Source organism: Actinomycetota bacterium (genome assembly GCA_035697485.1).
Taxonomy (GTDB): Bacteria; Actinomycetota; UBA4738; order UBA4738; family HRBIN12; genus JAOUEA01.
In genome coordinates this window covers 1-22,628 of the sequence record DASSCU010000049.1, presented here as the reverse complement: position 1 = coordinate 22,628, position 22,628 = coordinate 1, and the positions used below count along the sequence as shown (strand labels likewise).

Annotated in this window: 21 protein-coding genes; 14 read left to right on the top strand and 7 right to left on the bottom strand. The window is 69.5% G+C overall.

The genetic code is table 11. The features are described from left to right. The first annotated feature begins 40 nt into the window (after positions 1-40). From sdhA to VFI59_12335, 5 genes are all read left to right on the top strand, one after another. Positions 41-1,780, top strand: a complete 1,740-nt coding sequence (gene sdhA / locus VFI59_12355; GenBank protein ID HET6714487.1) for a succinate dehydrogenase flavoprotein subunit — start codon at positions 41-43, stop codon at positions 1,778-1,780. Next, on the top strand, positions 1,780-2,544 hold the full coding sequence (locus tag VFI59_12350; GenBank protein HET6714486.1) for a succinate dehydrogenase iron-sulfur subunit: 765 nt from the start codon (positions 1,780-1,782) through the stop codon (positions 2,542-2,544). Before sdhA ends, VFI59_12350 begins: the two co-directional genes overlap by 1 nt. Positions 2,545-2,607: 63 nt before the next feature. Continuing rightward, complete coding sequence (locus VFI59_12345) at positions 2,608-5,766, top strand: ABC transporter substrate-binding protein (protein ID HET6714485.1); 3,159 nt, start codon at positions 2,608-2,610, stop codon at positions 5,764-5,766. Between the two features lie 48 nt (positions 5,767-5,814). Next, on the top strand, positions 5,815-6,486 hold the full coding sequence (locus VFI59_12340) for a GAP family protein (protein HET6714484.1): 672 nt from the start codon (positions 5,815-5,817) through the stop codon (positions 6,484-6,486). Positions 6,487-6,535: 49 nt separating this feature from the next. After that, positions 6,536-7,618: an isocitrate/isopropylmalate dehydrogenase family protein gene (locus VFI59_12335; protein ID HET6714483.1), complete on the top strand. Its 1,083-nt coding sequence runs from the start codon at positions 6,536-6,538 to the stop codon at positions 7,616-7,618. A 59-nt stretch (positions 7,619-7,677) separates the two neighbouring features. Here VFI59_12335 and VFI59_12330 read toward each other — a convergent pair whose 3' ends face one another. Further along, positions 7,678-7,845: a hypothetical protein gene (locus VFI59_12330; protein HET6714482.1), complete on the bottom strand. Its 168-nt coding sequence runs from the start codon at positions 7,843-7,845 to the stop codon at positions 7,678-7,680. A 74-nt stretch (positions 7,846-7,919) separates the two neighbouring features. Here VFI59_12330 and VFI59_12325 point away from each other — a divergent pair, with 74 nt between their 5' ends. Continuing rightward, entirely contained in the window at positions 7,920-8,537 is a 618-nt protein-coding gene (locus tag VFI59_12325; protein ID HET6714481.1) for a Trp biosynthesis-associated membrane protein, read from the top strand. 139 nt (positions 8,538-8,676) lie between these two features. Here the strand turns inward: VFI59_12325 and mdh are convergent, their stop codons facing one another. The 3 genes from mdh to VFI59_12310 form a co-directional block, all read right to left on the bottom strand. After that, positions 8,677-9,600 carry a malate dehydrogenase gene (gene mdh, locus VFI59_12320; GenBank protein ID HET6714480.1) on the bottom strand — a complete coding sequence of 308 codons (924 nt, stop codon included), beginning with the start codon at positions 9,598-9,600 and terminating at the stop codon, positions 8,677-8,679. An 88-nt stretch (positions 9,601-9,688) separates the two neighbouring features. Continuing rightward, a complete protein-coding gene (locus tag VFI59_12315) occupies positions 9,689-10,171 on the bottom strand; it encodes a PLD nuclease N-terminal domain-containing protein (protein HET6714479.1) in 483 nt (160 codons plus the stop codon). 53 nt (positions 10,172-10,224) lie between these two features. Beyond that, on the bottom strand, positions 10,225-11,313 hold the full coding sequence (locus tag VFI59_12310; protein HET6714478.1) for an isocitrate/isopropylmalate family dehydrogenase: 1,089 nt from the start codon (positions 11,311-11,313) through the stop codon (positions 10,225-10,227). Between the two features lie 154 nt (positions 11,314-11,467). On the opposite strand from VFI59_12310, the gene VFI59_12305 reads away from it, so the two are divergent. From VFI59_12305 to VFI59_12285, 5 genes are all read left to right on the top strand, one after another. After that, positions 11,468-12,586 (top strand): citrate/2-methylcitrate synthase, encoded by a 1,119-nt coding sequence (locus tag VFI59_12305; GenBank protein HET6714477.1) that lies wholly within the window; start codon positions 11,468-11,470, stop codon positions 12,584-12,586. 105 nt (positions 12,587-12,691) lie between these two features. Beyond that, positions 12,692-13,624, top strand: a complete 933-nt coding sequence (locus VFI59_12300; GenBank protein HET6714476.1) for a hypothetical protein — start codon at positions 12,692-12,694, stop codon at positions 13,622-13,624. Then, entirely contained in the window at positions 13,621-14,289 is a 669-nt protein-coding gene (locus VFI59_12295) for an ABC transporter ATP-binding protein (protein ID HET6714475.1), read from the top strand. Before VFI59_12300 ends, VFI59_12295 begins: the two co-directional genes overlap by 4 nt. Then, positions 14,286-15,020: an ABC transporter ATP-binding protein gene (locus VFI59_12290; protein ID HET6714474.1), complete on the top strand. Its 735-nt coding sequence runs from the start codon at positions 14,286-14,288 to the stop codon at positions 15,018-15,020. The genes VFI59_12295 and VFI59_12290 overlap by 4 nt, the downstream gene beginning before the upstream one ends. Next, a complete protein-coding gene (locus tag VFI59_12285) occupies positions 15,013-18,129 on the top strand; it encodes an FtsX-like permease family protein (protein ID HET6714473.1) in 3,117 nt (1,038 codons plus the stop codon). The genes VFI59_12290 and VFI59_12285 overlap by 8 nt, the downstream gene beginning before the upstream one ends. 68 nt (positions 18,130-18,197) lie before the next feature. On the opposite strand, the gene VFI59_12280 is transcribed toward VFI59_12285, so the two are convergent. Both VFI59_12280 and VFI59_12275 read right to left on the bottom strand, forming a co-directional pair. Then, complete coding sequence (locus tag VFI59_12280; protein ID HET6714472.1) at positions 18,198-18,524, bottom strand: hypothetical protein; 327 nt, start codon at positions 18,522-18,524, stop codon at positions 18,198-18,200. A 391-nt stretch (positions 18,525-18,915) separates the two neighbouring features. Beyond that, positions 18,916-19,413, bottom strand: coding sequence for a hypothetical protein (locus VFI59_12275; GenBank protein HET6714471.1), 498 nt, complete (start codon positions 19,411-19,413; stop codon positions 18,916-18,918). A gap of 507 nt (positions 19,414-19,920) precedes the next feature. Between VFI59_12275 and VFI59_12270 the strand changes: the two genes are divergently transcribed. Continuing rightward, positions 19,921-20,271: a hypothetical protein gene (locus tag VFI59_12270; GenBank protein ID HET6714470.1), complete on the top strand. Its 351-nt coding sequence runs from the start codon at positions 19,921-19,923 to the stop codon at positions 20,269-20,271. Positions 20,272-20,299: 28 nt separating this feature from the next. Here VFI59_12270 and VFI59_12265 read toward each other — a convergent pair whose 3' ends face one another. After that, positions 20,300-20,896 carry a hypothetical protein gene (locus tag VFI59_12265; GenBank protein ID HET6714469.1) on the bottom strand — a complete coding sequence of 199 codons (597 nt, stop codon included), beginning with the start codon at positions 20,894-20,896 and terminating at the stop codon, positions 20,300-20,302. Between the two features lie 113 nt (positions 20,897-21,009). On the opposite strand from VFI59_12265, the gene VFI59_12260 reads away from it, so the two are divergent. Both VFI59_12260 and VFI59_12255 read left to right on the top strand, forming a co-directional pair. Further along, on the top strand, positions 21,010-21,693 hold the full coding sequence (locus VFI59_12260) for a class I SAM-dependent methyltransferase (protein ID HET6714468.1): 684 nt from the start codon (positions 21,010-21,012) through the stop codon (positions 21,691-21,693). A 97-nt stretch (positions 21,694-21,790) separates the two neighbouring features. Beyond that, positions 21,791-22,561 carry a class I SAM-dependent methyltransferase gene (locus VFI59_12255; protein ID HET6714467.1) on the top strand — a complete coding sequence of 257 codons (771 nt, stop codon included), beginning with the start codon at positions 21,791-21,793 and terminating at the stop codon, positions 22,559-22,561. Positions 22,562-22,628: the final 67 nt, after the last annotated feature.

Here is a 22,628-nt window from a genome sequence, read left to right as displayed (position 1 = left end):
ACGGAGGCATAGCGATGGCCACCATCTGGAGGGCGTAGCGATGGCCACGACCCACACCTACGACGCGCTCGTGATCGGCGCCGGCGGCGCCGGCATGCGCGCCGCGATCGAACTCAGCGATCAGGTGCGCACGGCGGTGATCTCGAAGCTGTACCCGACGCGCTCACACACGGGCGCCGCGCAGGGCGGCGTCTGCGCGGCCCTCGGCAACACCGAGGAAGACAACCCCGAGTGGCACGCCTTCGACACCGTGAAGGGGGGCGACTACCTCACTGACCAGCCGGCTGCACAGCTGATGGCCGAGGAGGCGATCGACGCGATCTACCAGCTCGAGCGGTGGGGGCTGCCGTTCAACCGCACCCCCGACGGGCGCATCGATCAGCGCCGGTTCGGCGGCCACACCGCCAACCACGGCGAGCGTCCCGTTCGACGTGCCTGCTACGCCGCCGACCGCACGGGTCACATGATCCTGCAGACGCTCTACCAGCAGTGTGTGAAGCGCGACGTGCGCTTCTTCAACGAGTTCTACTGCCTCGACCTGCTGCGCGACGCTGCCGGCGCGGCCACGGGCGTCGTCGCCTACGAGCTCGCGACCGGTGAGCTGCACGTCTTCCGGGCGAAGTCGATCGTCTTCGCGACCGGCGGGTACGGCCGCATGTTCAGCGTGACCTCGAACGCGCACGCGCTCACCGGCGACGGCCCCGCGGTCGTCTGGCGCCGAGGTGTGCCGCTCGAGGACATGGAGATGTTCCAGTTCCACCCGACGGGGCTCGCGAAGCTCGGCGTGCTGCTCAGCGAGGCGGCCCGCGGTGAGGGCGGCATCGTGCGGAACAAGGACGGCGAGCGCTTCATGGAGCGCTACGCACCCACGATCAAGGACCTCGCCCCGCGCGACATGGTGAGCCGCGCGATCTACCAGGAGATCAAGGAGGGCCGCGGCGGAGGGCCGAACGGCGATTGGGCCTACCTCGACATCACCCACCTCGACCCGAAGGTGATCGAGGAGAAGCTGCCCGACATCACCGAGTTCGCCCGCGTCTACCTGAAGGTCGAGCCGACGAAGGAACCGGTGCCGATCCAGCCGACCGCGCACTACGCGATGGGCGGCATCCCCACCGACGTCGACGGCCGGGTGGTCGAGGGGTCCGACGAGACGCCGATTTCGGGCCTGTACGCGGCCGGCGAGTGCGCGTGCGTGAGCGTGCACGGCGCGAACCGCCTCGGCACCAACTCGCTGCTCGACCTCGTGGTGTTCGGTCGCCGCGCGGGCGCCGACGCCGCCCGCCACGCCAGGGAAGCCCCGCTCGGCGAGGTGCCGCAGCGACCGACCGAGCGGACCCTCTCGATGCTGAACGGCGTGCTCGAGCGCTCCGAGGGCGACAACGCGGCCGACATCCGCAAGGAGCTGCAGACGAACATGTTCGACCTCGCGTTCGTCGTGCGCAGCGAGGAGAGCCTGTCGAAGATGGAGGAGATCATCGGTGGGCTCCAGGAGCGCTACGCGCGGGTCGCGATCACCGACAAGGGCGCCCTGTACAACACCGACCTGTTGGAGACCGTCGAGGTCGGCTACCTGCTCGACTGCGCGCAGGCCCTCGTGGTCAGCGCGCGCGCCCGCACCGAGAGCCGCGGCGGCCACTACCGCGACGACCACCCGCTGCGCGACGACGCGAACTGGTTGAAACACACGCTCGCGTACCGCAACGACGACGGCTCGATCCGGCTGGACTTCAAGCCGGTGAAGATGGGTCCCTACGTGCCGATGGAGAGGAAGTACTGATGGCGACGCCCGCCGACGTGCTGCAGGACTCCGACCGTCGGCGGGCGGGTGGTTCCACCGGTCAGGTCACGCTCACCCTGAAGATCCGCCGCTTCAACCCCGAGGTCTCCCAGGATTCCTGGTGGGACGAGTTCACGGTGCAGGCCGACCCGCTGGACCGGCTCGTCGAGGTCCTGCACCAGGTGAAGTGGTACCAGGACGGCACGCTGAGCTTCCGGCGCTCGTGCGCCCACGGCATCTGCGGCTCCGACGCGATGCTGATCAACGGCCGCAATGCCCTCGCGTGCAAGGTGCTCGTCGACGACGTCGGCTCGAAGGTCACGATCGAGCCGATCCGAGGCCTGCCCGTGCTGAAGGATCTGATCGTCGACATGGACCCGTTCCTCGATGGCTACAAGAGCGTGCTGCCCTTCCTGATCAACGACTCCGGCGAGCCCGAGAAGGAGCGTCTGCAGTCGGCCGAGGAACGCGCGCGCTTCGACGACACGACGAAGTGCATCCTGTGCGCCGCGTGCACGACCTCGTGCCCGATCTTCTGGGGGGACGAGGGCTACGTCGGCCCCGCCGCGATCGTGAACGCGCACCGGTTCATCTTCGACTCGCGCGACGAAGCCGGCCGCGAGCGGCTGAAGATCCTGTCGGAGAAGACCGGCGTCTTCCGCTGCCGCACGACCTTCAACTGCACCGAGGCGTGCCCCCGCGGGATCCAGGTCACGAAGGCGATCCAGGAAGTGAAGCGCTCGATCCTGTTCGACCGCTTCTGAGGTCGCAGGTCCGTACCCCTGCAGGGCAACGCAGGGTACGCTCCCCCCGAGAGCGGGGGTCAGGTGGACGAAGAGCCGGGCGGGACGGGCGTCGAGCCCGAGCAGGGACAGATCCGCACGTTCCTGATCGCCGACGTCCGCGGCTGGACCCTGTTCACGCAGCAGCGCGGCGACGAGGTGGCCGCGAAGCTCGCAGCCAAGTTCGCCGGCATCGCCCGCGAGGTGGTCGCGCAACGCGGCGGCGAGGTGATCGAGCTCCGTGGCGACGAGGCGCTCGCGGTCTTCACGTCGACCCGCCAGGCCGTGCGGGCAGCCGTCGACCTGCAGGAGCGCTTCGTCGAGGAGACGATCGACGACCCCGAGCTGCCGTTGCCCGTGGGGATCGGGCTCGACGCGGGGGAAGCCGTCCCCGTCGAGGGCGGCTACCGGGGAGGCGCGCTCAACCTCGCCGCCCGCCTGTGCGGGCAGGCGAAGGCCGGCGAGATCCTCGCGAGCCGAGGCATCACCCATCTCGCGCGCAAGGTCGAGGGCGTCCGCTACCTCGACAAGGGCACGGTCCGTCTGAAGAACCTCACCGATCCGGTCGAACTCGTCCGCGTCGTGCCCGAGGGCGTCGATCCTGCCGAACGGCTGCAGGCGGCATTGCCGGCGCCCGAGGCCGCCCCTCGTCGCCCGGTCGGCCCCATCCTGATCGCGGCGGCGGTCGCGATCGCCCTGGCGATGACCACCGTGGTCGTCCTGATCCGTGATGAACCCACGACGATCGCGGCGGGAACGGTGGGGCTGCTCGACGGCTCAGGGGGCCTCGTGGGCTCCGTCGAGGTCGGCGAGCTCCCTCGAGGCGTGGTCGAGGGGCTGGGGGCGTTGTGGGTCACCGACCAGGAGTCGAGCACGCTGGTGCGGGTCGATACCGAGACGTTCCGGGTGGACGAGCGCATCCCGGTGGGGGCCGGGCCCACGGGTGTGACCACGGCGGGCGGCTTCGCCTGGGTCGCGAACACCGACGACCGCACGATCTCGGTCGTGGATCCGCAGGCGCATCGGGTCGTGCAGACGATCGTCGTCGGCAACGGGCCTGCGGGGATCGTCGCCGCCGATGACCGAATCTGGGTGGCGAACAGCGTCGATGCCACCGTCACGGAGATCGCCGCCGGAGACGGCGCGGTGGTCGCCACCTATCCGGTGGGCGATCGCCCGGTCTCACTGGCGGCCGCCTCCGGTGCCATCTGGGTGGCGAACGAGGGCGGGGGGACCGTGAGCCGGGTAGCGAGCGGCGACGGCGTGACCCAGTCGATCCCCGTCGGGCGAGCCCCGGTGTCGATCGCCTACGGAGCCGAGGCCCTCTGGGTCGCGAACGCCGAGGACGGGACCGTGACCCGCATCGACCCCTCGACCGGCACGGTGACGGGCACCGCCCGGCTCAGCGGCTCACCCGTCGCCCTCACCGCCGGCGCCGAGGCAGCCTGGGCCGCCGACGCGGGCGGAACGATCGAGCGGATCGACGCCTCCACCACGAACGTCACCGACACGTACGAAGTCGGGAACGCGCCGCGCGTCCTCGCGGCCGACGGGGACGGCTTGTGGATCGGCGTACAGGCGTCACCGGCGTCCCACCGTGGAGGGACGCTGCGGATCGTATCGGAGCAAGGGGTCACCACGATCGACCCCGCCAGCCCCAACGCGCTCGGCGGCCCACCGGCCTCGGTGATCTCGTCCGTCTACGACGGCCTGGTGACCTTCCGTCGCGCCGGCGGGGCGGCCGGCCTGACCGTCGTCGCCGACCTCGCGGCGACCGTGCCCGTGCCGACCGATGACGGCCGGACCTACACGTTCCGGCTCCGGGACGGGGTCCGCTTCTCGGATGGCCGCGAAGTCGAACCGCAGGACGTGGTGGCGACGTTCGAACGGATCTACACGATGCGGCGCGGATGGGCGCGATCCCTGCTGCCGGAGATCGTCGGCGGACCGGCATGCGTGGAGCAGGATCCGGCGGGATGCGACCTGTCCCGAGGGGTGATCGCCGACGAGGATGCCCGCACGGTCACGATCCGCCTCACCCGACGCGCCCCCGACTTCCTCACGATCCTCGCGAGCCTCAATTTCGTGATCCTGCCCGCGGACACCCCGCTGGCGATCGAGGAGCCCGCTCCCGGCACAGGCCCGTACGTGATCAGCGAGATAGCGAAGGACGGCTCGGCCGTGCTGACGCGGAACGAGGAGTTCCGGGAGTGGTCGGCCGACGCGCAACCCTCAGCGTTCGCCGATCGCGTCGAGTTCGCCGCAGGGGTCGCCCCTCCCCAGCAGGTTGCGACCGTGGAGGAAGGGGACGCCGATCTGGCGGCTGACGGCGTCCCGTACGAACTGCTCGACGCGCTCGACCGCCGAGCCTCCGATCAGCTCGTGCGATCGCAGGCCTTCTTGATCTTGGCCTTCGCCCTCAACACGGTGGACGGGCCCTTCGAGAACCCCGACGCCCGCCGGGCAGTCGCGAACGCGCTCGACCGTGCGTCGCTCGCGGAGCTCTTCCTGACGATTGGGATCGTCCAGGAGACCCCCGTGACGTGTCAGGTGATTCCGTCGAACCTCCCGGGGTACGCCCCGTACTGCCCGTTCGGGCGGCCGGGCGACGTGGAGGGCTCCTGGGCTGGGCCGGACATGACCCGGGCCCAGGAGCTGATCCGTCGATCCGGCACGGCGGGCGACGAGGTGGTGTTGGCGATCACGCAGTTCCAGAAGGATCTCGCGAGCCGCATCGCCCCGACCCTCCGAGACCTCGGGTACGACGTCGAGGTCAGGATCGTACGTGTCGAACAACCGGGGCTCCTTTTCGGGGAGGACCTGCCGTCGGATGCTGACCTGTCCCTGATCGCGTGGGTGCAGGTGTACCCGTCTGCGGCGGAGTTCCTCGTGCCGCTGCTCGCGTGCGTATCGCCGTCGGGGGGGCACTCGATCAAAGGCGTCGAGCAGAACACCTTCAACCTTTATGACTTCTGTCGCCCCGATCTCGACCGTCGGATGCAGCGGGCGCTGGACCTGAAGCTCACCGACCCGTTCGGATCCGCCCGGGCGTTCGAGTCGATCGACCACGATGTCGTCGACCTGTCGCCGCTGATCCCGTATGCGACCGCGAACAACCTCTACCTGGTGTCGGAAGGGGTCGGTAACGTGCAGGCGAACCCACAGCTCGGCGGCGTCCTGATCTCCCAGATGTGGATCCGCTGACGCTATCGGTCCACGCAGGCGTCGACGGATCCCTGGGAGACTGCCGCGATGCTGACCGAAGCGATCGGGAACGTGCTGCCGGCCGCGGCCGCGGTGGCGCTGAGCCCGATCCCGATCGTCGCTGTCGTGCTCGTGCTGGGCAGTCCCCGGGCGCGCACGGCCGGGCCGGCCTTCGCGCTCGGCTGGGTGGCGGGGCTGGGCGTCGTGAGCGTGACCGTCACCCTGGTGGCCGGCGGAGCCCCCGAGACGAACGACGGTGTCGACACCGGCATCAGTTGGGGCCTCGCGACGATCGGCCTGGCGTTCCTGGTGATGGCGGCACGCCAGTGGCGGAAGCGGCCGAGGCCGGGTGAGCAGCCACAGATGCCCGCCTGGATGGCGACCGTCGGATCGGTCTCGTGGCCACGAGCGCTGGTGCTGGGCCTCGCGCTGTCGGCCGCGAACCCGAAGAACCTCGCGCTGACCCTCGCCGCGTCGGCATCGATCGCGCAGGCAGGGCTGGAGACCGGCGAGACGCTGATCGCCGATGCCGTCTTCGTCGCGATCGGCTCGGTCACGGTCGTCGGAGCGGTGCTGTTCGCGCTCGTCGCTCCTCGGGTGGCCACCCGACCTCTGGACTCGGTCCGACGGTTCATGACCGACAACAACGCGACGATCATGATGGTGCTGCTCCTCGTGCTCGGGCTGAAGATCCTGGGCGACGCGATCGGGGGCCCGTAAGCACGTCCGCCGCGAGTCGCCGCTCGTGGCTCCGGTATCGTTCCCCGCGATGGCCCACCGCGTGACCCTGATACCCGGCGACGGCATCGGCCCCGAGGTGGCCGCGGCCGCCCGCATCGTGCTCGACGCCGCCGACGTCGGCATCGAGTGGATCGAGCGCCCCGCCGGTACCGCGGCGCTCGAGGACTACGGCGAGCTGATGCCCGAGGAGACCCTCGACGCGATCCGCGAGAGCCGGGTGGCGCTCAAGGGCCCGATCACGACCCCGGTCGGCACTGGGTTCCGAAGCGTGAACGTCGCCCTCCGCCAAGGGCTCGACCTGTTCGGGGCCGTGCGGCCCGCGCGGGCGCTCCCGGGCGTGCCCATCCGCCACCCGAGCGTCGACCTCGTCGTCGTGCGCGAGAACACCGAGGACCTCTACGCGGGCATCGAGTTCGAGCGTGGCTCACCCGAGGCTGCCGCGCTCCGAGATGAACTGCGCGCCCTCGGCGGGTACGAGCTCCGTGAGGACGCCGGTCTCACCGTGAAGCCGATCAGCGTGAGCGGCACCCGGCGCATCGTGCGCTTCGCCTTCGAGTACGCGCAGCGCAACGGTCGAAAGAAGATCACCGTCGGCCACAAGGCCAACGTGATGCGCTACTCCGACGGTCTCTTCCTGCACACCGCGGAGCAGGAATCCCGCGCCTATCCCGACGTCGCCTGGCAGGAGATCCAGATCGACCACCTCACGAGCCGCCTCGCCCGCATGCCCGGCGAGTTCGACGTGCTGCTGCTGCCGAACCTGTACGGCGACATCATCAGCGACCTGTGCGCGGGCCTCGTCGGCGGCCTCGGCCTGATCCCCGGGGCGAACATCGGGTGGGAGTACGCGGTCTTCGAACCCGTGCACGGCAGCGCCCCCGACATCGCCGGCCAGGGCAAGGCGAACCCGATCGCGATGATCCTGTCGGGAGCGATGCTGCTGCGCCACGTCGGCGAGCTCGCTGCGGCCGAGAACGTGGAGTGGGCGGTCGACGAGGTCCTCTCACGCGGGGAAATCCGCACCGCCGACCTCGGCGGAACCTCGACGACGATGAGGGTGGCCGAGGAGATCGCGACCCAGGTCACCGCCTGGGAACATAGCCCGAGCTGAGCCCTTCAGTGATCGTGGTTCCCGTGGGGACCCCGACCGGGGTCCCGGTCCTCCAGGCTTCAGCAGCCGGGCTGGCCGTGGTTCCCGCAGCAACCCCCGTTCACGAGTGACTTCGCGCGGTTACGGAACGTGACCCCGACCTTCTCGGCGAATCCGTCGTCGGAGTTGCGCCAGTTCGTGAAGAACGAACCGACGTGGTAACGCAGTTGCTCGCGGAACGTCGCCATGACTCGATGCTACCCGCGTGCTGCGTCGGGGCCGGGTGCTTGGAGCGACGTGCATGGGATGCCACGATGCGCCGATGAGCGAGCCCTCCGGCACCCCTGCGGACACCGGCAGCGACACCTCGATGCGCCTGGCCGGATTCGGCCTCACGGCGCTCGGGGGCCTGCTCATCGGGGTCGGTGCCCTGATGCCGTGGGTGCGGTCTTCCCTCGAGGGACTCCCCGACGCCATCTCCCCCACCTACTACGGCGTCGACCTTCCCGCCGGGCTGATCGCCCTCGGAGCCGCGACCGTCGTGCTCGTCGGGCTCGCGATCACGCGGCTGGCTTCGTCGCCCAGGGCTCGACGCGTCGCCGCCGGCGCGGTCGTGGCTGCCTCCTGCGTCGCCCTCGCGGTCGCGGGAGCGGCCCTCGTCACCGCCGCCGCGCGGTTCGAGTCGACCGCTGTCGACGACATCCTCGCCGACCTCGACCCCTCGGGGAACGCGACCCAGGAGCAGCGACAACAGGTCGAGGAGCTGGTCGTAACACGCATCGCGCCCGGCCCGTTCGCCGTGCTGGGTGGCGGCGTCCTCGGCGTGGTGGGTGGCGTCCTCCTGCTGTCGTGGGCGAGCCGTGGCTCGACCGCGGTCGCTCCTCGTTTCCCGAACGTCGGTGGTCGACCACCGACGTCGACCACCGACATCGTTCCCTGACGGGACCCCCGGAAGGTCGTCGGCACTCGGCGAGGACCTCCCCCGTGGCGCCTGCGATCGAACAGGGAGGTCCCTGCCAAGTCGCGACGCGAGCCGCGGTGCCGATGATCCGTTTGCCCCGACCGACCCGTCGAACCGCTTAGAGCTTCGCGAGGTCAGCGCACTTGGCGCGGATCCCCTCCGCCGCTTCCCGCAACGCCGCGAGCTCGTCGTCGTTCAGGTCGAGCTCGACGATCTCCTCGATGCCCTTGCGACCGAGCCTCGCCGGAACGCCGACGTAGGTGTCCTCGATCCCGTACTGACCTGTCGTCCACGCGGAGACCGGCAGCGTGTCGTGCGTGTCCTTCACGATCGCCTCGACCATCGCGACCACCGATGCGCTCGGCGCGTAGTACGCGGAACCGGTCTTCAGCAGGCCGACGATCTCGGCGCCGCCGTCGCGCGTGCGCTGGAACAGCTGCTCGAGCGTCGCCTCGTCGACGAGCTCGGGCAACGGCTTCCCAGCGACGGTCGCGTGCCGCGGCAGCGCGATCATCGCGTCGCCGTGCGACCCGAGCGTGATCGCGTCGACGTCGGACGGGCGCGCGCCCGTGATCTCCGAGATGAAGTACCGCAGGCGCGCCGAGTCGAGCACTCCCGCCATACCGAACACGCGCTCCTTCGGGAAGCCGGAGGACTCCGCCGCGAGGTAGGTCATCTCGTCGAGCGGGTTCGAGACCACGACGATGATCGCCTCGGGTGACCCGGGCGCGACGTTCTCGATCACTGAGTTCATGATGGCCGCGTTCTTGCCCAGCAGGTCCATGCGACTCATGCCCGGCTGGCGCGGGAACCCCGCCGTGATCACCACGATGTCGCTGCCGGCGGTGTCGGCGTAGTCGTTCGTGCCGACGATCGAGGGCTCGTACCCCTCGATCGGGGCCGCTTCCTTCAGGTCGAGGGCCAGGCCCTGCGGCTTCCCCTCGATGATGTCGATCAGCACGACGTCGCCGAGGCCCTTCTCGAGGATCCTCATCGCGGTCGTCTGTCCGACGAACCCACTGCCCACCACGGTGATCTTCATGACGGTCTCCTTGAATAGGATGTCCCCCTGCCACCAAGGCTATCGAACGGCTCGATCGGCCCGGACGATCGTTCCCGGGTCCGGAGGGTCAGTAGCTCGCGGTGCGGGTCGTGCGCCCGAACAGCGCGTAGCAGAACGCCGGGATCACGCCGAAGAAGAAGATCAGCAGCGCCCAACCCACCCGGGAGTTCGAGATCGCCTCGATCAGCATCCAGAGCCAGAAGACGCCGGTGGCCGCCCACGAGACCGTCAGCAGCACGGCGACCGTTCCCGACGGCAGCGCCGCTCCGCCCGAGCTCACGATCATCGCGGTGCTCGTGAGGAACGTCAGGACGGCAACGAGCCCGAGGACGACCGCGACGCTCCACGTTGCGCTGCGGTCGTTCGGAGCCTGCTGCACCATCGCGTTCCAGCCGTACCCCGACGGCTGCGGCGACGGGGCCGCGGGCAGATCGTCGAGGTCGACGCCGATCGGGACGGCGGGCAGCTCCATCGGCGAGCCGCAGTTCATGCAGCGCGAGATGCCCTCGTGGTTGATCGAACGGCAGGCGGGACACGTCGTGGTGGCCATGGACCTTCCCTCTCGGAACCGACCTTGGAAGCATCGGCTCGAAGCCGCCGCGACTAGAGCGAGGCGATCACGGCGTCCGCGAATTGGAACGTTCCAGCCGCCGGCCGGTCGTCGTCGGGCCGTCGTAGGTCCCTCGGCAGGTGCGTGCCGTCGGCCAACACGGCGGCCACCGCGGCCTCGAGCCGGTCGCCGGCGTCGCGCTCGCCGACGTGCCGGAGCAGCATCGCACCGGAGAGCATCACGCCGACCGGATCGGCCGTGTTCGTGCCGGCGAGGTCGGGCGCCGTGCCGTGGGTGGCCTCGAAGACCGCGAGCTCGAAACCGTCGCTCCCGCCGAAGTGGCCGCCCGGAGCCACGCCGATTCCCCCGATCAGCCCGGCGCAGAGCTCGGCCGCCACGTCGCCGTAGAGGTTCGGCATCACGAGCACCTCGAACCGTTCCGGGGCCTGGATCAGCTGCATGCAGAGCGCGTCGATGATGCGGTCCTCGAACACGACGTCGGGGTACTCGGTCGCCACTCGCCGAGCGACCTCGAGGAAGAGCCCGTCGCTGAACTTCATGATGTTCGCCTTGTGGCTCGCGGTGACCTTCCCGCGCCCTCGGCGGCGGGCCTCCTCGAAGGCGAAGCGCACGATGCGGTCGCTGCCTTCCTCGCTGATCGACTTGATCGAGACGCCGGAGTCCTCGCGCATGTGGCGACCGGTGGTTTCCTCGACGAAGCCGATCAGCTCCTTCACGGCAACCGTGCCCATCTCGAACTCCAGCCCCGTGTACATGCCCTCGGTGTTCTCGCGGACCACCACGACGTCGACGTCGTCGTAGACGCTCGGCACCCCGGGGTACAGGCGACACGGCCGGACGTTGGCGTAGAGATCGAGCGACTTGCGCAGCTCGAGGTTGGAGCTGCGGAGCCCGCTCGTGACGGGGGTCTCGATCGGTCCCTTCAGGGCCACGCGATTCGCCCGGATCGAGTCCAGGGTCTCGGCCGGCAGCGCGCGGCCGGTTCGAGAGAAGGCCCCCGCGCCCATCGGACGGCGCTCCCACTCGATCCCCACACCGGTGGCCCCGATCACACGCCGGGCTGCCTCGATCACCTCGGGACCGATGCCGTCGCCGGGGATCAGGGTCGCGCGGTGGATCAACGGTGTCCTTCCTGCGTCCGGGGACCGGCTCGGGATCAGAGGGGTGCGCTTTGGTCCGCCGCCGGACCGCCGACTATCCTGTCAGAAGCCCGTACGCTCGACGCGGGCTCTCGGCGCGCGTTGGGCGCGCCCTCGACCCGAGGATGTGGCCAGCGTGAGCGAGAAGGGGCTGCGGGAGGTCGTCGCCGCCGACACCACCGTGTCGGACATCGACGGCGAGGCGGGGCGCCTGTGGTACGTCGGCTACGAGATCGCTGACCTCGCCGAGCACGCGACGTTCGAGGAAGTTGTCTACCTGCTGCACAACGGCCACCTGCCGAACCAGGACGAACTCGACGAGCTCGACGGGTTCCTGGTCGAGAACCGGGAGCTGAGCCCGTTCCTCACCCAGCTGATGTCGACGCTGGCCCAACAGACCTCGCCGATGTCGATGCTGCGCACCTCGATCTCGGCGGCGTCGGCCTACGACCCCGACGGCTGGGACGAGTCGCCTGAGGCCCAGTACCGCAAGGCGATGCGCCTGATCGCGAAGACGCCCGCGCTGATCGCCCACTACGAGCGCATGCGGACCGGCCAGGAGATCGTGCCGCCCAACCCGAAGCTGCCGCATGCGGCGAACTTCCTCTACATGCTCTCGGGTGAGGAGCCCGACCACGACGATGCCGACGCGCTCGACACGACGTTCATCCTCTATGCCGATCACACGATGAACGCCTCGACGTTCACGGCACGCATCATCGCCTCGACACTTTCGGACATGTTCAGCGCGATCACCGGTGCGATCGGGGCGCTCAAGGGCCCGCTGCACGGCGGCGCCAACGAGGAGGCGATGAAGATGGCCGAGGAGATCGGCGATGCCGCCGATGCCGAGGCCTACGTCCGTGACCGCCTCGACCGGCACGAGAAGATCATGGGCTTCGGCCACGCCGTGTACCGCACGATGGATCCGCGTGCCACGGTGCTGAAAGGCCTCGCGCGGGAGGTCGGCGCGCGCCACGGCGACGAACGGTGGGCCGACATCTTCGAGGCGCTGCAGGAGACGGTGTACGAACAGAAGCAGCTCTGGCCCAACGTCGATCTCTACGCCGCCGGCGTGTACCACTCCCTCGGCATCCCGACCGACCTGATGACCCCGCTCTTCGCGCTCGCCCGCATGGCCGGCTGGACCGCGCACGTTCGGGAGCAGTACGCCGACAACAAGGTGATCAGGCCGGGCTCGACCTACGTCGGCCCTCGCGACCAGGCCTGGGTACCGATCGACGAACGCAGCTAGCCGACTCGTGCGACGCCGCCCACGTCGACGGCCGTGACCGGCTGACTCACGCCCTCGAGGCGGTCTCGGTATGCCGCGGGCCGGGTCACCGCTAGCATGCTCCACATGCGCGGGAAACGGCTCGCCCTCGCGACGATCGTGACCAGCATCTGCGTGATCGCCGGGACCCCCGCGTGCTCCGGCGGCCAGGAAGGAGCGCCTCCGTCGTCGGCGACCTCGGTTCCCCCTTCCCCGAGCGAGACGAAGGCCACGACCCCACCACCCGCTTCGGACGCGACCCATGCTCCGGCGGGGAAGATCCCCAAGACCTTCGACCGGAAGAACTTCGCTCGCACCCCGACCGACGTGAACGAATGGGTGCCCTTGATCCCCGGGCTCCAGTCCGTGAGCAAGGGAAGCGTGTACGTCGGCGATCGGCTCCTGCCCCACATCCGCGTCACGACCGTCACCGACGTGACGAAGGAGATCGACGGCGTGCCCGCCGTGCTCGTGCTCGATCAGGACTTCGACGGTGGCCAGCTCAGCGAGCAGTCCATCGACTTCCTCGCCGAGGACGAGGGGGGGAACGTCTGGTACATGGGCTCCTACACGGAGGTGTACGAGGGCGGACAGTTCCTGAACTCGGAGGACGCCTGGCTCGCGGGCGTGAACGGAGCCGTGCCGGGTCTGTGGATGCCCGGCGCCCCGAAGGCGGGGACCTCCGCCTACTACCAGGTGCAGATCCCCGGGGGGGAGCAGTCGAGCGCCCAGGTCGTCGACGTCGGCCGGAAGACCTGCGTGCCGTTCAAGTGCTACACGGACGTGCTCGTGGTCGAAGAAGGGGGGTCGGAGAACAAGTACTGGGCGTCGGGGGTGGGCCAGATCCTCACGGAACCGCTGAGCGGGGCGTCGCAGGAGGTCGAAGAGCTGGTCAATCTGCGGCAGCTCAGCTCGAAGGCGCTGGCAGAGCTCAGCAGGGAGGTCCTGAAGCTTGATCGGGGCGCGGCGGTTCGGGTGGCGACCGTCTTCGGTGGATCTGAGCCCGCCGAGCGCCTGTGACCCCCCTCGTCCACCTCGAGGACGTCTCGAAGACCTTCCGGGAAGGGTCGATCGAACGACCGGTCCTGCGCCGCGCCGACCTCGAACTCCACCGAGGCGAGATGACCAGCCTCGTCGGGACCTCGGGGAGCGGCAAGTCCACGTTGATCTCGCTGCTCGCCGGTCTGATGTTGCCCGACTCGGGAAGGGTGGTCTTCGACGGCGACGAGATCTCCAGGTTGGACGATGTCGCGCGAGCGGAGCTGCGAGCTCGCCGCGTGGGGATCGTGCTCCAGAGCGGCAACTTGATCCCGTTCCTCACCGCGACGCAGAACGTCGAGCTCGCGATGGAGTTCGGGGCGCGGCACGACGGGGCGCGGGCGACCGAGCTGCTCACGGGGCTCGGAGTGAGCGAGCGGCTCGATCACGTCCCGCGACGGATGTCGGGCGGGGAAGCGCAGCGCGTGTCGATGGCCGTGGCGCTGGCGAACGACCCCGACCTCCTGCTGGCCGACGAGGTCACCGGCCAGCTCGACTCGGTGAGCGCCGAACGCGTGATGGACGTCATCTTCTCGGCGTGGCGCAGCCGGGGCCTCACGGTGCTGTACGTCACTCACAACGCCGAGCTCGCCTCCCGGGCAGAGCGCCGACTGATGCTCGAGGACGGCGAGGTGCGGGACCTGTGAGCACCGGGTCGGCCGTCGAGCTCGACCGCGTCTCGAAGCGGTACGAGACGCCGGCCGGAGTGATCGAAGCGGTCGACGCGGTCAGCCTCGACGTGGCGCCCGGGGCCAGCCTCGCGATCAGCGGCCCGAGCGGCTGCGGCAAGTCCACCCTGCTCGGGCTCATCGGCGGCCTCGACGCTCCCACCGCCGGCCGCGTCTCCATCGGCGGGCGGGAGATCTCGACGCTTCCGGGCCGGGAGCGCGACGGCGTTCGCCGACACGAGATCGGGTTCGTGTTCCAGTCCGACAACCTGCTGCCGTTCCTCACGGCGACCGAGAACGTCCTCGTGCAGTGCTCGCTGAACGACGACGAGGACGCTCTCGATCGAGCTCGCGCGCTGCTGGCACAACTCGGGCTCGCGACCCACGCGGATGCCTTCCCCGACCAGCTCTCCGGCGGCCAGCGCCAGCGCGTGGCCGTGGCGCGGGCGCTCGTCCATGGACCGAGCCTGATCGTCGCGGATGAGCCGACCGGCTCCCTCGATGCCGACAACGCGACCGCCGTGCTGGATCTGCTGCTCGAGGCCCAGCGCGCCTCGGGCGCGACCCTCGTGCTCGTGACCCACGAGCCGGCGGTGGCCATCCGGTTCGACCGGAGGATCGGCATGCGGGACGGCCGCGTGATCGACGGGCCGGAGCCAGAAGGGGTCCGACTCCCCGCGGCGACGATCCCCGAGCCGCCACGTGTATAGGTACGCCTGGCGCGACCTGTTGCACAACCCAAGGCGTACCCTCGCGGCGCTCGCAGGCGTGACGCTCGGCATCGGGCTGTTCTCGGGTGTCCTGTTCTTCATGGACGCCTCCGGCGCGACGATGACGCAGCGGGCCCTCGCGCCGCTCACCCTCGATATCCAGCGCATCGTCACGTCGCCGGCCGGCGGCGGATTGCGCCTGACGGAGAGGGTGTCCCCGGAAGGGGGGCCCCTCGAGGCCGGCGAACGAGCGACCATCACCCTCGTCGTCGCCAACGACGGCGACGCACCGGCCAACGAGGTGGTCGTGAGCGACGGGCCGCCGCGGCCGCTCACCTACCTCGGAGGCAGCACGGCGATCGATGGTCGCCCGCTTCCCGACGTCGACGGCGACAGCCCGCTCGCCCACGGCCCCGCGGGCCTCGGCATGAACGTCGGGCGCCTGGCGCCCGGCACCGAGGTGACGGTCTCCTACGAAGTCCGGGCGCAGCGATCGATCGACGACCTCGCATCCCTGGGGCTGCAGGGCTCGGTCTCCGGCCGCGAGCAGCTCGTGCCGATCCCCGCCAACGCCCCGACGGCCCCGACCCTCGACGAGCTCCGAGCGGAGGTGGAGGCCATCCCGGGCGTCACGGCCGCCGACGGTCTCGCGTCGGTGGACCTGCCTCCGGACTCCCTCGGCTCGGGCGGCGTCAGGATCGACCGCCCGGTGCGCGTCTTCGCGTTCGATCGTCGGTACCACGAGCACTACCCCTCGATCCACATGGTCGAAGGCGGCTTCGAGCCCGGGTCGGCGCTGCTCAGCGCCGAGGCGGCGGCGGCCCTGGCGGTGTCGCCGGGCGGAACGGTCGAGCTTCGGCTTCCCGGCCGCCGGACGCCCCTCTCCCTGCCGGTCGCCGGCGTGGTCGACCTGTCTCGCGCGCAGCCACTGTTCGCGAGCCGGAAGGTCGCCAAGCTCGAGGACTTCCTCTACGTCCCCGACTCGGTGGTGGTGGGTCCAGAGACCTTCCGCGAGGAGATCGTGCCGGCGTTCGATGCGGCGAGAGCGTCCGTCGGCACCGTGATCAAGAGCGTGCCGGTGCAGGAGGTGGACGTGCTCCTCGACAGGACGCAACTGCGGTCGGACCCGGGCAGGGCGCTCGAGCAGACGCGACGCATCGCGCATGAGATCGGGGGGATCGCCCCCGGACAGGACTACCTGATCGACAACATCTCCAACGCGCTGCATGTGGCCCGAGCCGACGCGGCGGTCGGCAAGCGGATGTTCCTCGCGCTCGGGATCCCCGGTTTGGTGATGGCCGCCTTCCTCGCCGCGTACGCCGGCGGCATCCTCGCAGTGTCACAGCGCCGTGAGCTCGCGAACCTCCGGGTCCGCGGGGCTCACCGTGGGCACCTGCGACGGATCGCCCTCTCCCAAGCAGCGCTGATCGCCGGCATCGGTTGTGTCGTGGGAATCGTGATCGGCTTGGCATCCGCGGCAGCGGCCCTGGGGAGCGACGCCATCACGCACGCCTCCCCCGCCGGCCTGGCCGTGTCGACACTGCTCGCGGCCGGGGTGGGGGGCCTGGTGACCGGTCTCGCGCTCTACGTGCCCGCCCGCCGCTCGGTGAATCGGGAGATCGGCCAGGAACGGCGTGAGATGCAGCTGACCCGGGCGCCCGTGTGGCGGCGGCTGCACCTCGACCTCGTCCTGCTCGGCTCCGCCGTGGGCGTGCAGATCGTCGCCGTGCGCAGCGGCGCCCTCGAGCCCCCATCCGGGTCGGTGTACGCCGGCGTAGCGATCTCGGTGCCACCCCTCTCGCTGCTGGCGCCGGTGTTGCTGTGGGTGGGCGGCTCCCTGGTGTGCGTCCGGGTGTTCCACGCGGTCGCCTCGCACCTGCCGATCCGAGCCTCCGCACCCTTCGGCACGGTCACCCGGGGCGTGCTGAGCCGCAGCCTTCGGCGACGATCGTGGTCGCTGGCCACCGGAACCGTGGGGCTCGCGCTCGTGGTGGGGTTCGGCACGAGCCTGGCGACGTTCAGCGAGACCTACGAGGTGACGAAGGCGGATGACGCGAGGTTCTTCGTCGGCTCGGATCTCCGCGTCACCCCGAGCGTCGTGAGCAGCCGCCCGTACCTGGCGACGGATGCGATACGGCTCGCCGTCGACGGGGTGTCGGCGGTGACGCCGGTGATCTTCGATCTCGAGAACGCCGTCTTGGTGGGTCCGTACAACCAGGGGCGCGCGAACCTCGCGGCGATCGACCCCGCCGGCTATACCCTGGCCTCACCGCCGCCCGTCGAGCGGTTCCTCGACGCCTCGGCACGGGCCGCGGTCGCGGCGCTCGATGCGGACCCGAACGGGGTGATGGTCGACGCCGAGACGGCGGACGACCTTCAAGTCGAGACGGGCGACACCGTCGAGGTCATCCTGGCCCTGGGAACCGAGCGCGAGACCCGGGTGAGCCTGCGTGTGGCCGGCCTCTTCGAGCGGCTGCCCGGCTTCCCCGAGGGGGCGAACCTGGTCGTCGACATCGACCGCTTCCAGGAGGCCACTGGCGTCGAACGCGTCGACTTCTTCCTCGCCCAGGCGGCCGACGACGGTCGGGCCGGCCTGGCGCGAGCGGCCACGGCCCTGCGGTCCGGTCCCGGCGCGGGTGAACCGATCCACGTCGACTCATCCGAGACCGCGCTCGACAAGGACCAGTCGAGCCTGACGGCGTTGAACATCCTCGGCCTGGTGCGCCTCGATTCCCTCTACGTCGTGTTGATCAGCGTCGCCACGACTGCGATCTTCGTCTTCGGCCTGATGCTGCACCGACGCAGGGAGTACGTGGGACTCAGGGCGCAAGGGCTCCGGGTCGGGGAACTGCGAGCGATCGTGGTGATCGAGGCAGCCGTGGTGGGACTGCTCGGGGTGACGGCCGGTGTCCTGGTCGGCACCGTGGTAGGGACCCTCACGGTCCGCGTCTTGAGAGCGCTATTCATCCTCGAGCCCGAGGTGAGCTTCCCGGTGGGGCGCATCGTGTCGCTGGCGTCGCTGGCGCTCGTGGGGGCCCTCGTCTCCGCCTTGGCGGGAACCGAGATCCTCCGCCGCCTGAGGCCGACCGAGGTGCTCCGCGAGGAGTGACGGCCGACGACGAGCGGAAGGACGGGCTCGAGGGGTCGGCCCGTCCTTCCGACACCGCACCGCGAGGTTCAGCCCTCCGGGGCGAAGAAATGGTTCTGCACGTAGTCCGCCGTCCTCCTTCCCAGGATGGCGCCCTGCTCGTCGGCGGTCCGGAAGTGGATGCCGGAGTACACACGAGCGTCGATCACCTCGTCCCGTGCCTGCGAGAAACGCGTGAACGTCCTCGTCGTGCCCGAGATCGCGCTGTTCGTGCTGAACATCATGCGGTTCGTCTCGAAGAACGCCTGCAACGTGCGCACGACCGAGCCGCTGAAGGACCCGTGACCCGAGGGGTGATCGGGAAACGGCGGGGTGGCGATCAGACGTTCGAGGAACAGCTCGTCGTTCGAGGCCACGCCGAGACCGCGTCGTGGGTGGACTACAGCACTGACGGAACGATGCTCGTGTCGAGTGGAGCTCAGGGCGGCGTTCGGGTGTGGGCCCTCGAGATAGACGACCTGCTCGAGATCGCCCGCAACAACGTCACGCGCGAACTCACCACGAGGGATGCCGGCACTACCTGCACATCGACCGCTGCCCGTCCGAGCCTGTCGCCCGTTCAACGTGAGTCGGTAGGAGCATCCGTCCGATCCGCCTCGCGTCGCGGCAAGGCACCCGCCTCGACCGCGAACGCGATCGCTCGTTCCAGCCATTCGAGGCGCTGTGCAGGCGAGGTCGCGAGGAGGTCGATGAGCTGTTGCCGACGATGGTCATCCCACCCGGCCGGTCCGTCGGGGCCCTCAGCGTTCATCCCTCTCGTTCCTCCAGGATCGCCTCCAGCGCTGCGATGTCGGCGTCGTCCTGCGGCCGCGCAGCCATGCGCTTGAGACGGATGAGGTCGGAGATCGACGCGACGCGGATAACGATCCGAGACAGCTCGACCGAGTCTGCCCGCTCGAACAGCTCTTCGAACGGGACCGGCTCATCGACGAAGAGGTCGACGGAGCGGAGCGGGTCGTTCGGGTCCACCATCGAGAACACGCGCATGCCTCGCTCCGCGATCCAGCGTGCTCGCTGCGCAGGGTCCGCGAAGTGGGCGGGGTCAACGGGCGCCCGGGCCCTCAGCCCGAGACCGGTTAGGGCGTCGACGGCACGACGAGCCTGCTCGGTCGACAGGTCGACGGCGAGGTCCAGGTCCGCCGTCAGACGTGGATGTCCTTGAAGCACCACGCCGACGCCGCCAACGACGACGTAGCGGACACCGGCTGCGTTCAGCGCCTCCAGGATCGGCTCGAACAACGCCACGTGCGGACTATACGGTCACCTGCTCGGGCCCGACGGAGACGGTCGTTGCCGGTCGCGACCTCGGCTCCTCGACGTGAGCCCCCGGCTTCCCAAGTACGCGTCAAGGCTCTATCAAGGGCTCAGCGCCCAGGCCCCATTCTTCAGCGCAGACGGAACAGAGATCCTCTGGATGTGATCGCCTTGCCGTCCGGGAAGTAAGCGGCGTGAGCTTCGGATCCTCGACACGGCGACGCCCGCCTGCCAGGTGATTTCGGACGACGACACCGTCGAAGTTACGACTGCGACCTCGCTACTGAGCGTGTTGAGTGGCGCATCGACCCAGGGAGACGATCTTCGTCGCCACGAGACGGAAGTGGGCCCCGGGTGCCCGCGACGCGGAGCCCACCGTGTCCGTTACGAGATCAGGTTCAGGGTGTAGCGGTCTGGTCCTTCTTCCTGCGTAGCATGCCCACGGACGTTCTCGTAGGCCGGATCGCGATCGGGACGCCCGATACCACGATCTCGGACGTGCGGACCGGGCGCCTCCTCCTGACCCTGCCCTCGAGCCAGGACCCTCCCAAGGACCTCGCGTTCAGCCCCGACGGTTCGCGGCTCGCCGAGGGGGATCCCGATGGGACCGTCCGCATCTTCGACACGCACTCAGGCGAGGAGGTGCTCGTCCTTCGAGGTCACGACAGTGTCGACGAGGTGGCCTTCAGCCCCGACGGCTCGATGCTCGCGACGGTGGGCGATGGCATCCTGCGGATCTGGGCACTGGACATCGACGACCTGCTCGAGATCGCCCGCAACAACGTGACCCGACCGCTCACCGAGGAGGAGTGCAGCCAGTACCTGCACGTCGACCGTTGCCCGGCCTAACTGAGAGAACCCTCGGGGTGCCCGACGCTCAGATCACGCCCGAGCACGCCTCGACGTCGGCCGCGGCCTCGTCGAGCTCGGGGCTCTGGATATCGCCGAACGACGTCGAGATCTTCGTGCCGGCCTCCTGCAGCTTGGTGCCCACTTCGGTGAAGCCCTGCACGAGCGCCGCCGGGTCGTCCGTGGAGAGCGCCTCGATGTCGGCTTCGGCCTCGTCGAACGCGGCGACGACCGTCTCGAAGGCTCCCGTCAGGTTCGACCGCACCGCCTCGCCGTTCTCGACGTCGGGCGTCCCCAGGGCCTCGACGTCGTCGATCAGTTCATGCGTGCGATCGGAGAGCCCGCTCACGAACGTGACCAGCGATTCCTTCATATCCCCGGGCGAGGGCGTACCCCCGCTGAGCGCATCCTGCAGCTCCGCGCTCTGCCGGTCGAGGTCGGTCTGGAAGTCGGCGATCGCGGTGCACAGCCCCTCGGCGTAGTCGGCAGGAGCCGTCACCGTGTCGGCCGATCCTTCGTTGCCCCCGCCGGACCCTCCGCCGCCACCGTCGTCGCCGGAGCTGCAGGCCGCGAGCAGGGAGAGGGCGAGCAGCAGGGCCAGAGCGCTGGTGATCGCACGGCGCATGAGGCGGACATCCTTCCTCGTCGAGGGAGGCCGCGAGCCTAGCAGCCGAAGCGCAGTGGAGGTCTCCGAACCTCGGTGTTCCCCCCTCGGCCGCATCGGCGTAGCGTCGCGGCATGGATCGCGAACGATGGCTCATGGAGCGCCGCGCCGCGGTCGAGCAGGCGTACACGGCAGAGGGGGCCACGTACGACGACGGCTACGATCCGGCGACGCCGACCCATCGTCGTTTCGTGTCGAGCCTGATCGAGTCGGTTCCGCCCGGCGGCTCGGTCCTCGATGCGGCATGTGGAACGGCTCCGTACGCGGGCATGGTGCTCGACGCGAACATCGGGTACGTCGGCGTCGATCGGTCGGCCGGCATGCTGGAGAGGGCGATGGCGAAGTGGCCGGATGCTCGGTTCGAGCAGGTCGGCCTGCAGGAGCTCGACTTCGAGGCGACCTTCGACGCGGTCATGTGCACCGATGCCATGGAGAACGTCTCGCCCGAGGACTGGCCGGTCGTCGTCTCGGCGTTCGGTCGAGCCCTTCGACCCGGCGGTCATCTGTATCTGACGGTGGAAGAGGTCGAACGAAGCGAACTCGAGGAGGCGTTCGCGCGAGCGAGCGCCGAGGGATCGCCGGCGTTGTTCGGGGAACTCGTGGAAGGAGACACGGCGGGCTACCACTTCTATCCAGATCGAGGGCAGGTAGATCAGTGGTTGGCGAGCGCCGGATTCCACGTGGTTGCGCAAGCTGACGAGTGGCTCCACGGCTACGGGTATCACCACCTTCTGATGCGCACGCATCGCGACGAGTGAGCATGTCGTCGACGTGATCCGAGCCCCCTCCTGGCTCGCCTTCACCTCGCAACGCGAGCAGCAGTGCGGGAGTGTCCCTTCCGGGTACGGTTCACGGATGGTCGACGATCACGTGCTGGTGAACCGGGTCAACTGGGACGCGGACGCGCCGAACTGGGTCGAGCGGGGCCGGAAGGATTGGGCTCGCGAGGAACCGGTGTGGGCGAGAGGGCACCCGGAATCCGACCTCCGGTTGCTGAGTGATGTCTCACGTCTCGACGCGGTCGAGCTTGGGTGCGGCACCGCCTACATCTCGGCGTGGATGATGCGCCGGGGTGCGCGCGTCGTCGCGCTCGACAACTCGTCGCAGCAGCTCGCCACGGCTCGCGCGTTCCAGGAGGAGTTCGACCTCCGGTTCCCGCTCGTGCACGCCGATGCCGAACATCCGCCGTTCGCCGATGAGAGCTTCGACTTCGCGATCTCGCAGTACGGGGCGTCGATCTGGTGTGACCCCTACCGATGGATCCCGGAGGCGGCCAGGATGCTCCGCCCGGGGGGCCGACTGGTCTTCGAGACGCTCACTCCGCTCGTGATGATGTGCTTCCCGACGCACGACGACAGCGCGCCCGCCGAGCCGACGCTTCACCGCGACTTCTTCGGGATGCACCGCTTCGAGTGGCACGATGACGACGGTGTCGTCGACGCGATCGAGTTCCACGTGGGTCATGGCGAGATGATCCGGCTCCTCCGCACGTGTGGCCTGGAGGTGGAGGATCTGATGGAGCTCCAGGCGACCGAAACTTGGGAAGCGTGGAGCGATGATGTCCCGCACGAGTGGGCTCGACGATGGCCGAGCGTCGAGATCTGGAAGGCGCGCAAGACGCGTTGACATCGATCGAGGGTCGGATGCCAGAAGGGGCGGCCCACTATCCTTCGGACGTGAAGATCGGAGCGAT

Coding starts and splice junctions, on each gene's coding strand:
- VFI59_12300 (HET6714476.1), top strand. CDS start 12,692: ATGCGCGGGAAACGGCTCGCCCTCGCGACGATCGTGACCAGCATCTGC.
- sdhA (HET6714487.1), top strand. CDS start 41: ATGGCCACGACCCACACCTACGACGCGCTCGTGATCGGCGCCGGCGGC.
- mdh (HET6714480.1), bottom strand. CDS start 9,600: ATGAAGATCACCGTGGTGGGCAGTGGGTTCGTCGGACAGACGACCGCG.
- VFI59_12330 (HET6714482.1), bottom strand. CDS start 7,845: ATGGCGACGTTCCGCGAGCAACTGCGTTACCACGTCGGTTCGTTCTTC.
- VFI59_12335 (HET6714483.1), top strand. CDS start 6,536: ATGGCCCACCGCGTGACCCTGATACCCGGCGACGGCATCGGCCCCGAG.
- VFI59_12255 (HET6714467.1), top strand. CDS start 21,791: ATGGTCGACGATCACGTGCTGGTGAACCGGGTCAACTGGGACGCGGAC.
- VFI59_12350 (HET6714486.1), top strand. CDS start 1,780: ATGGCGACGCCCGCCGACGTGCTGCAGGACTCCGACCGTCGGCGGGCG.
- VFI59_12260 (HET6714468.1), top strand. CDS start 21,010: ATGGATCGCGAACGATGGCTCATGGAGCGCCGCGCCGCGGTCGAGCAG.
- VFI59_12315 (HET6714479.1), bottom strand. CDS start 10,171: ATGGCCACCACGACGTGTCCCGCCTGCCGTTCGATCAACCACGAGGGC.
- VFI59_12265 (HET6714469.1), bottom strand. CDS start 20,896: ATGCGCCGTGCGATCACCAGCGCTCTGGCCCTGCTGCTCGCCCTCTCC.
- VFI59_12325 (HET6714481.1), top strand. CDS start 7,920: ATGAGCGAGCCCTCCGGCACCCCTGCGGACACCGGCAGCGACACCTCG.
- VFI59_12340 (HET6714484.1), top strand. CDS start 5,815: ATGCTGACCGAAGCGATCGGGAACGTGCTGCCGGCCGCGGCCGCGGTG.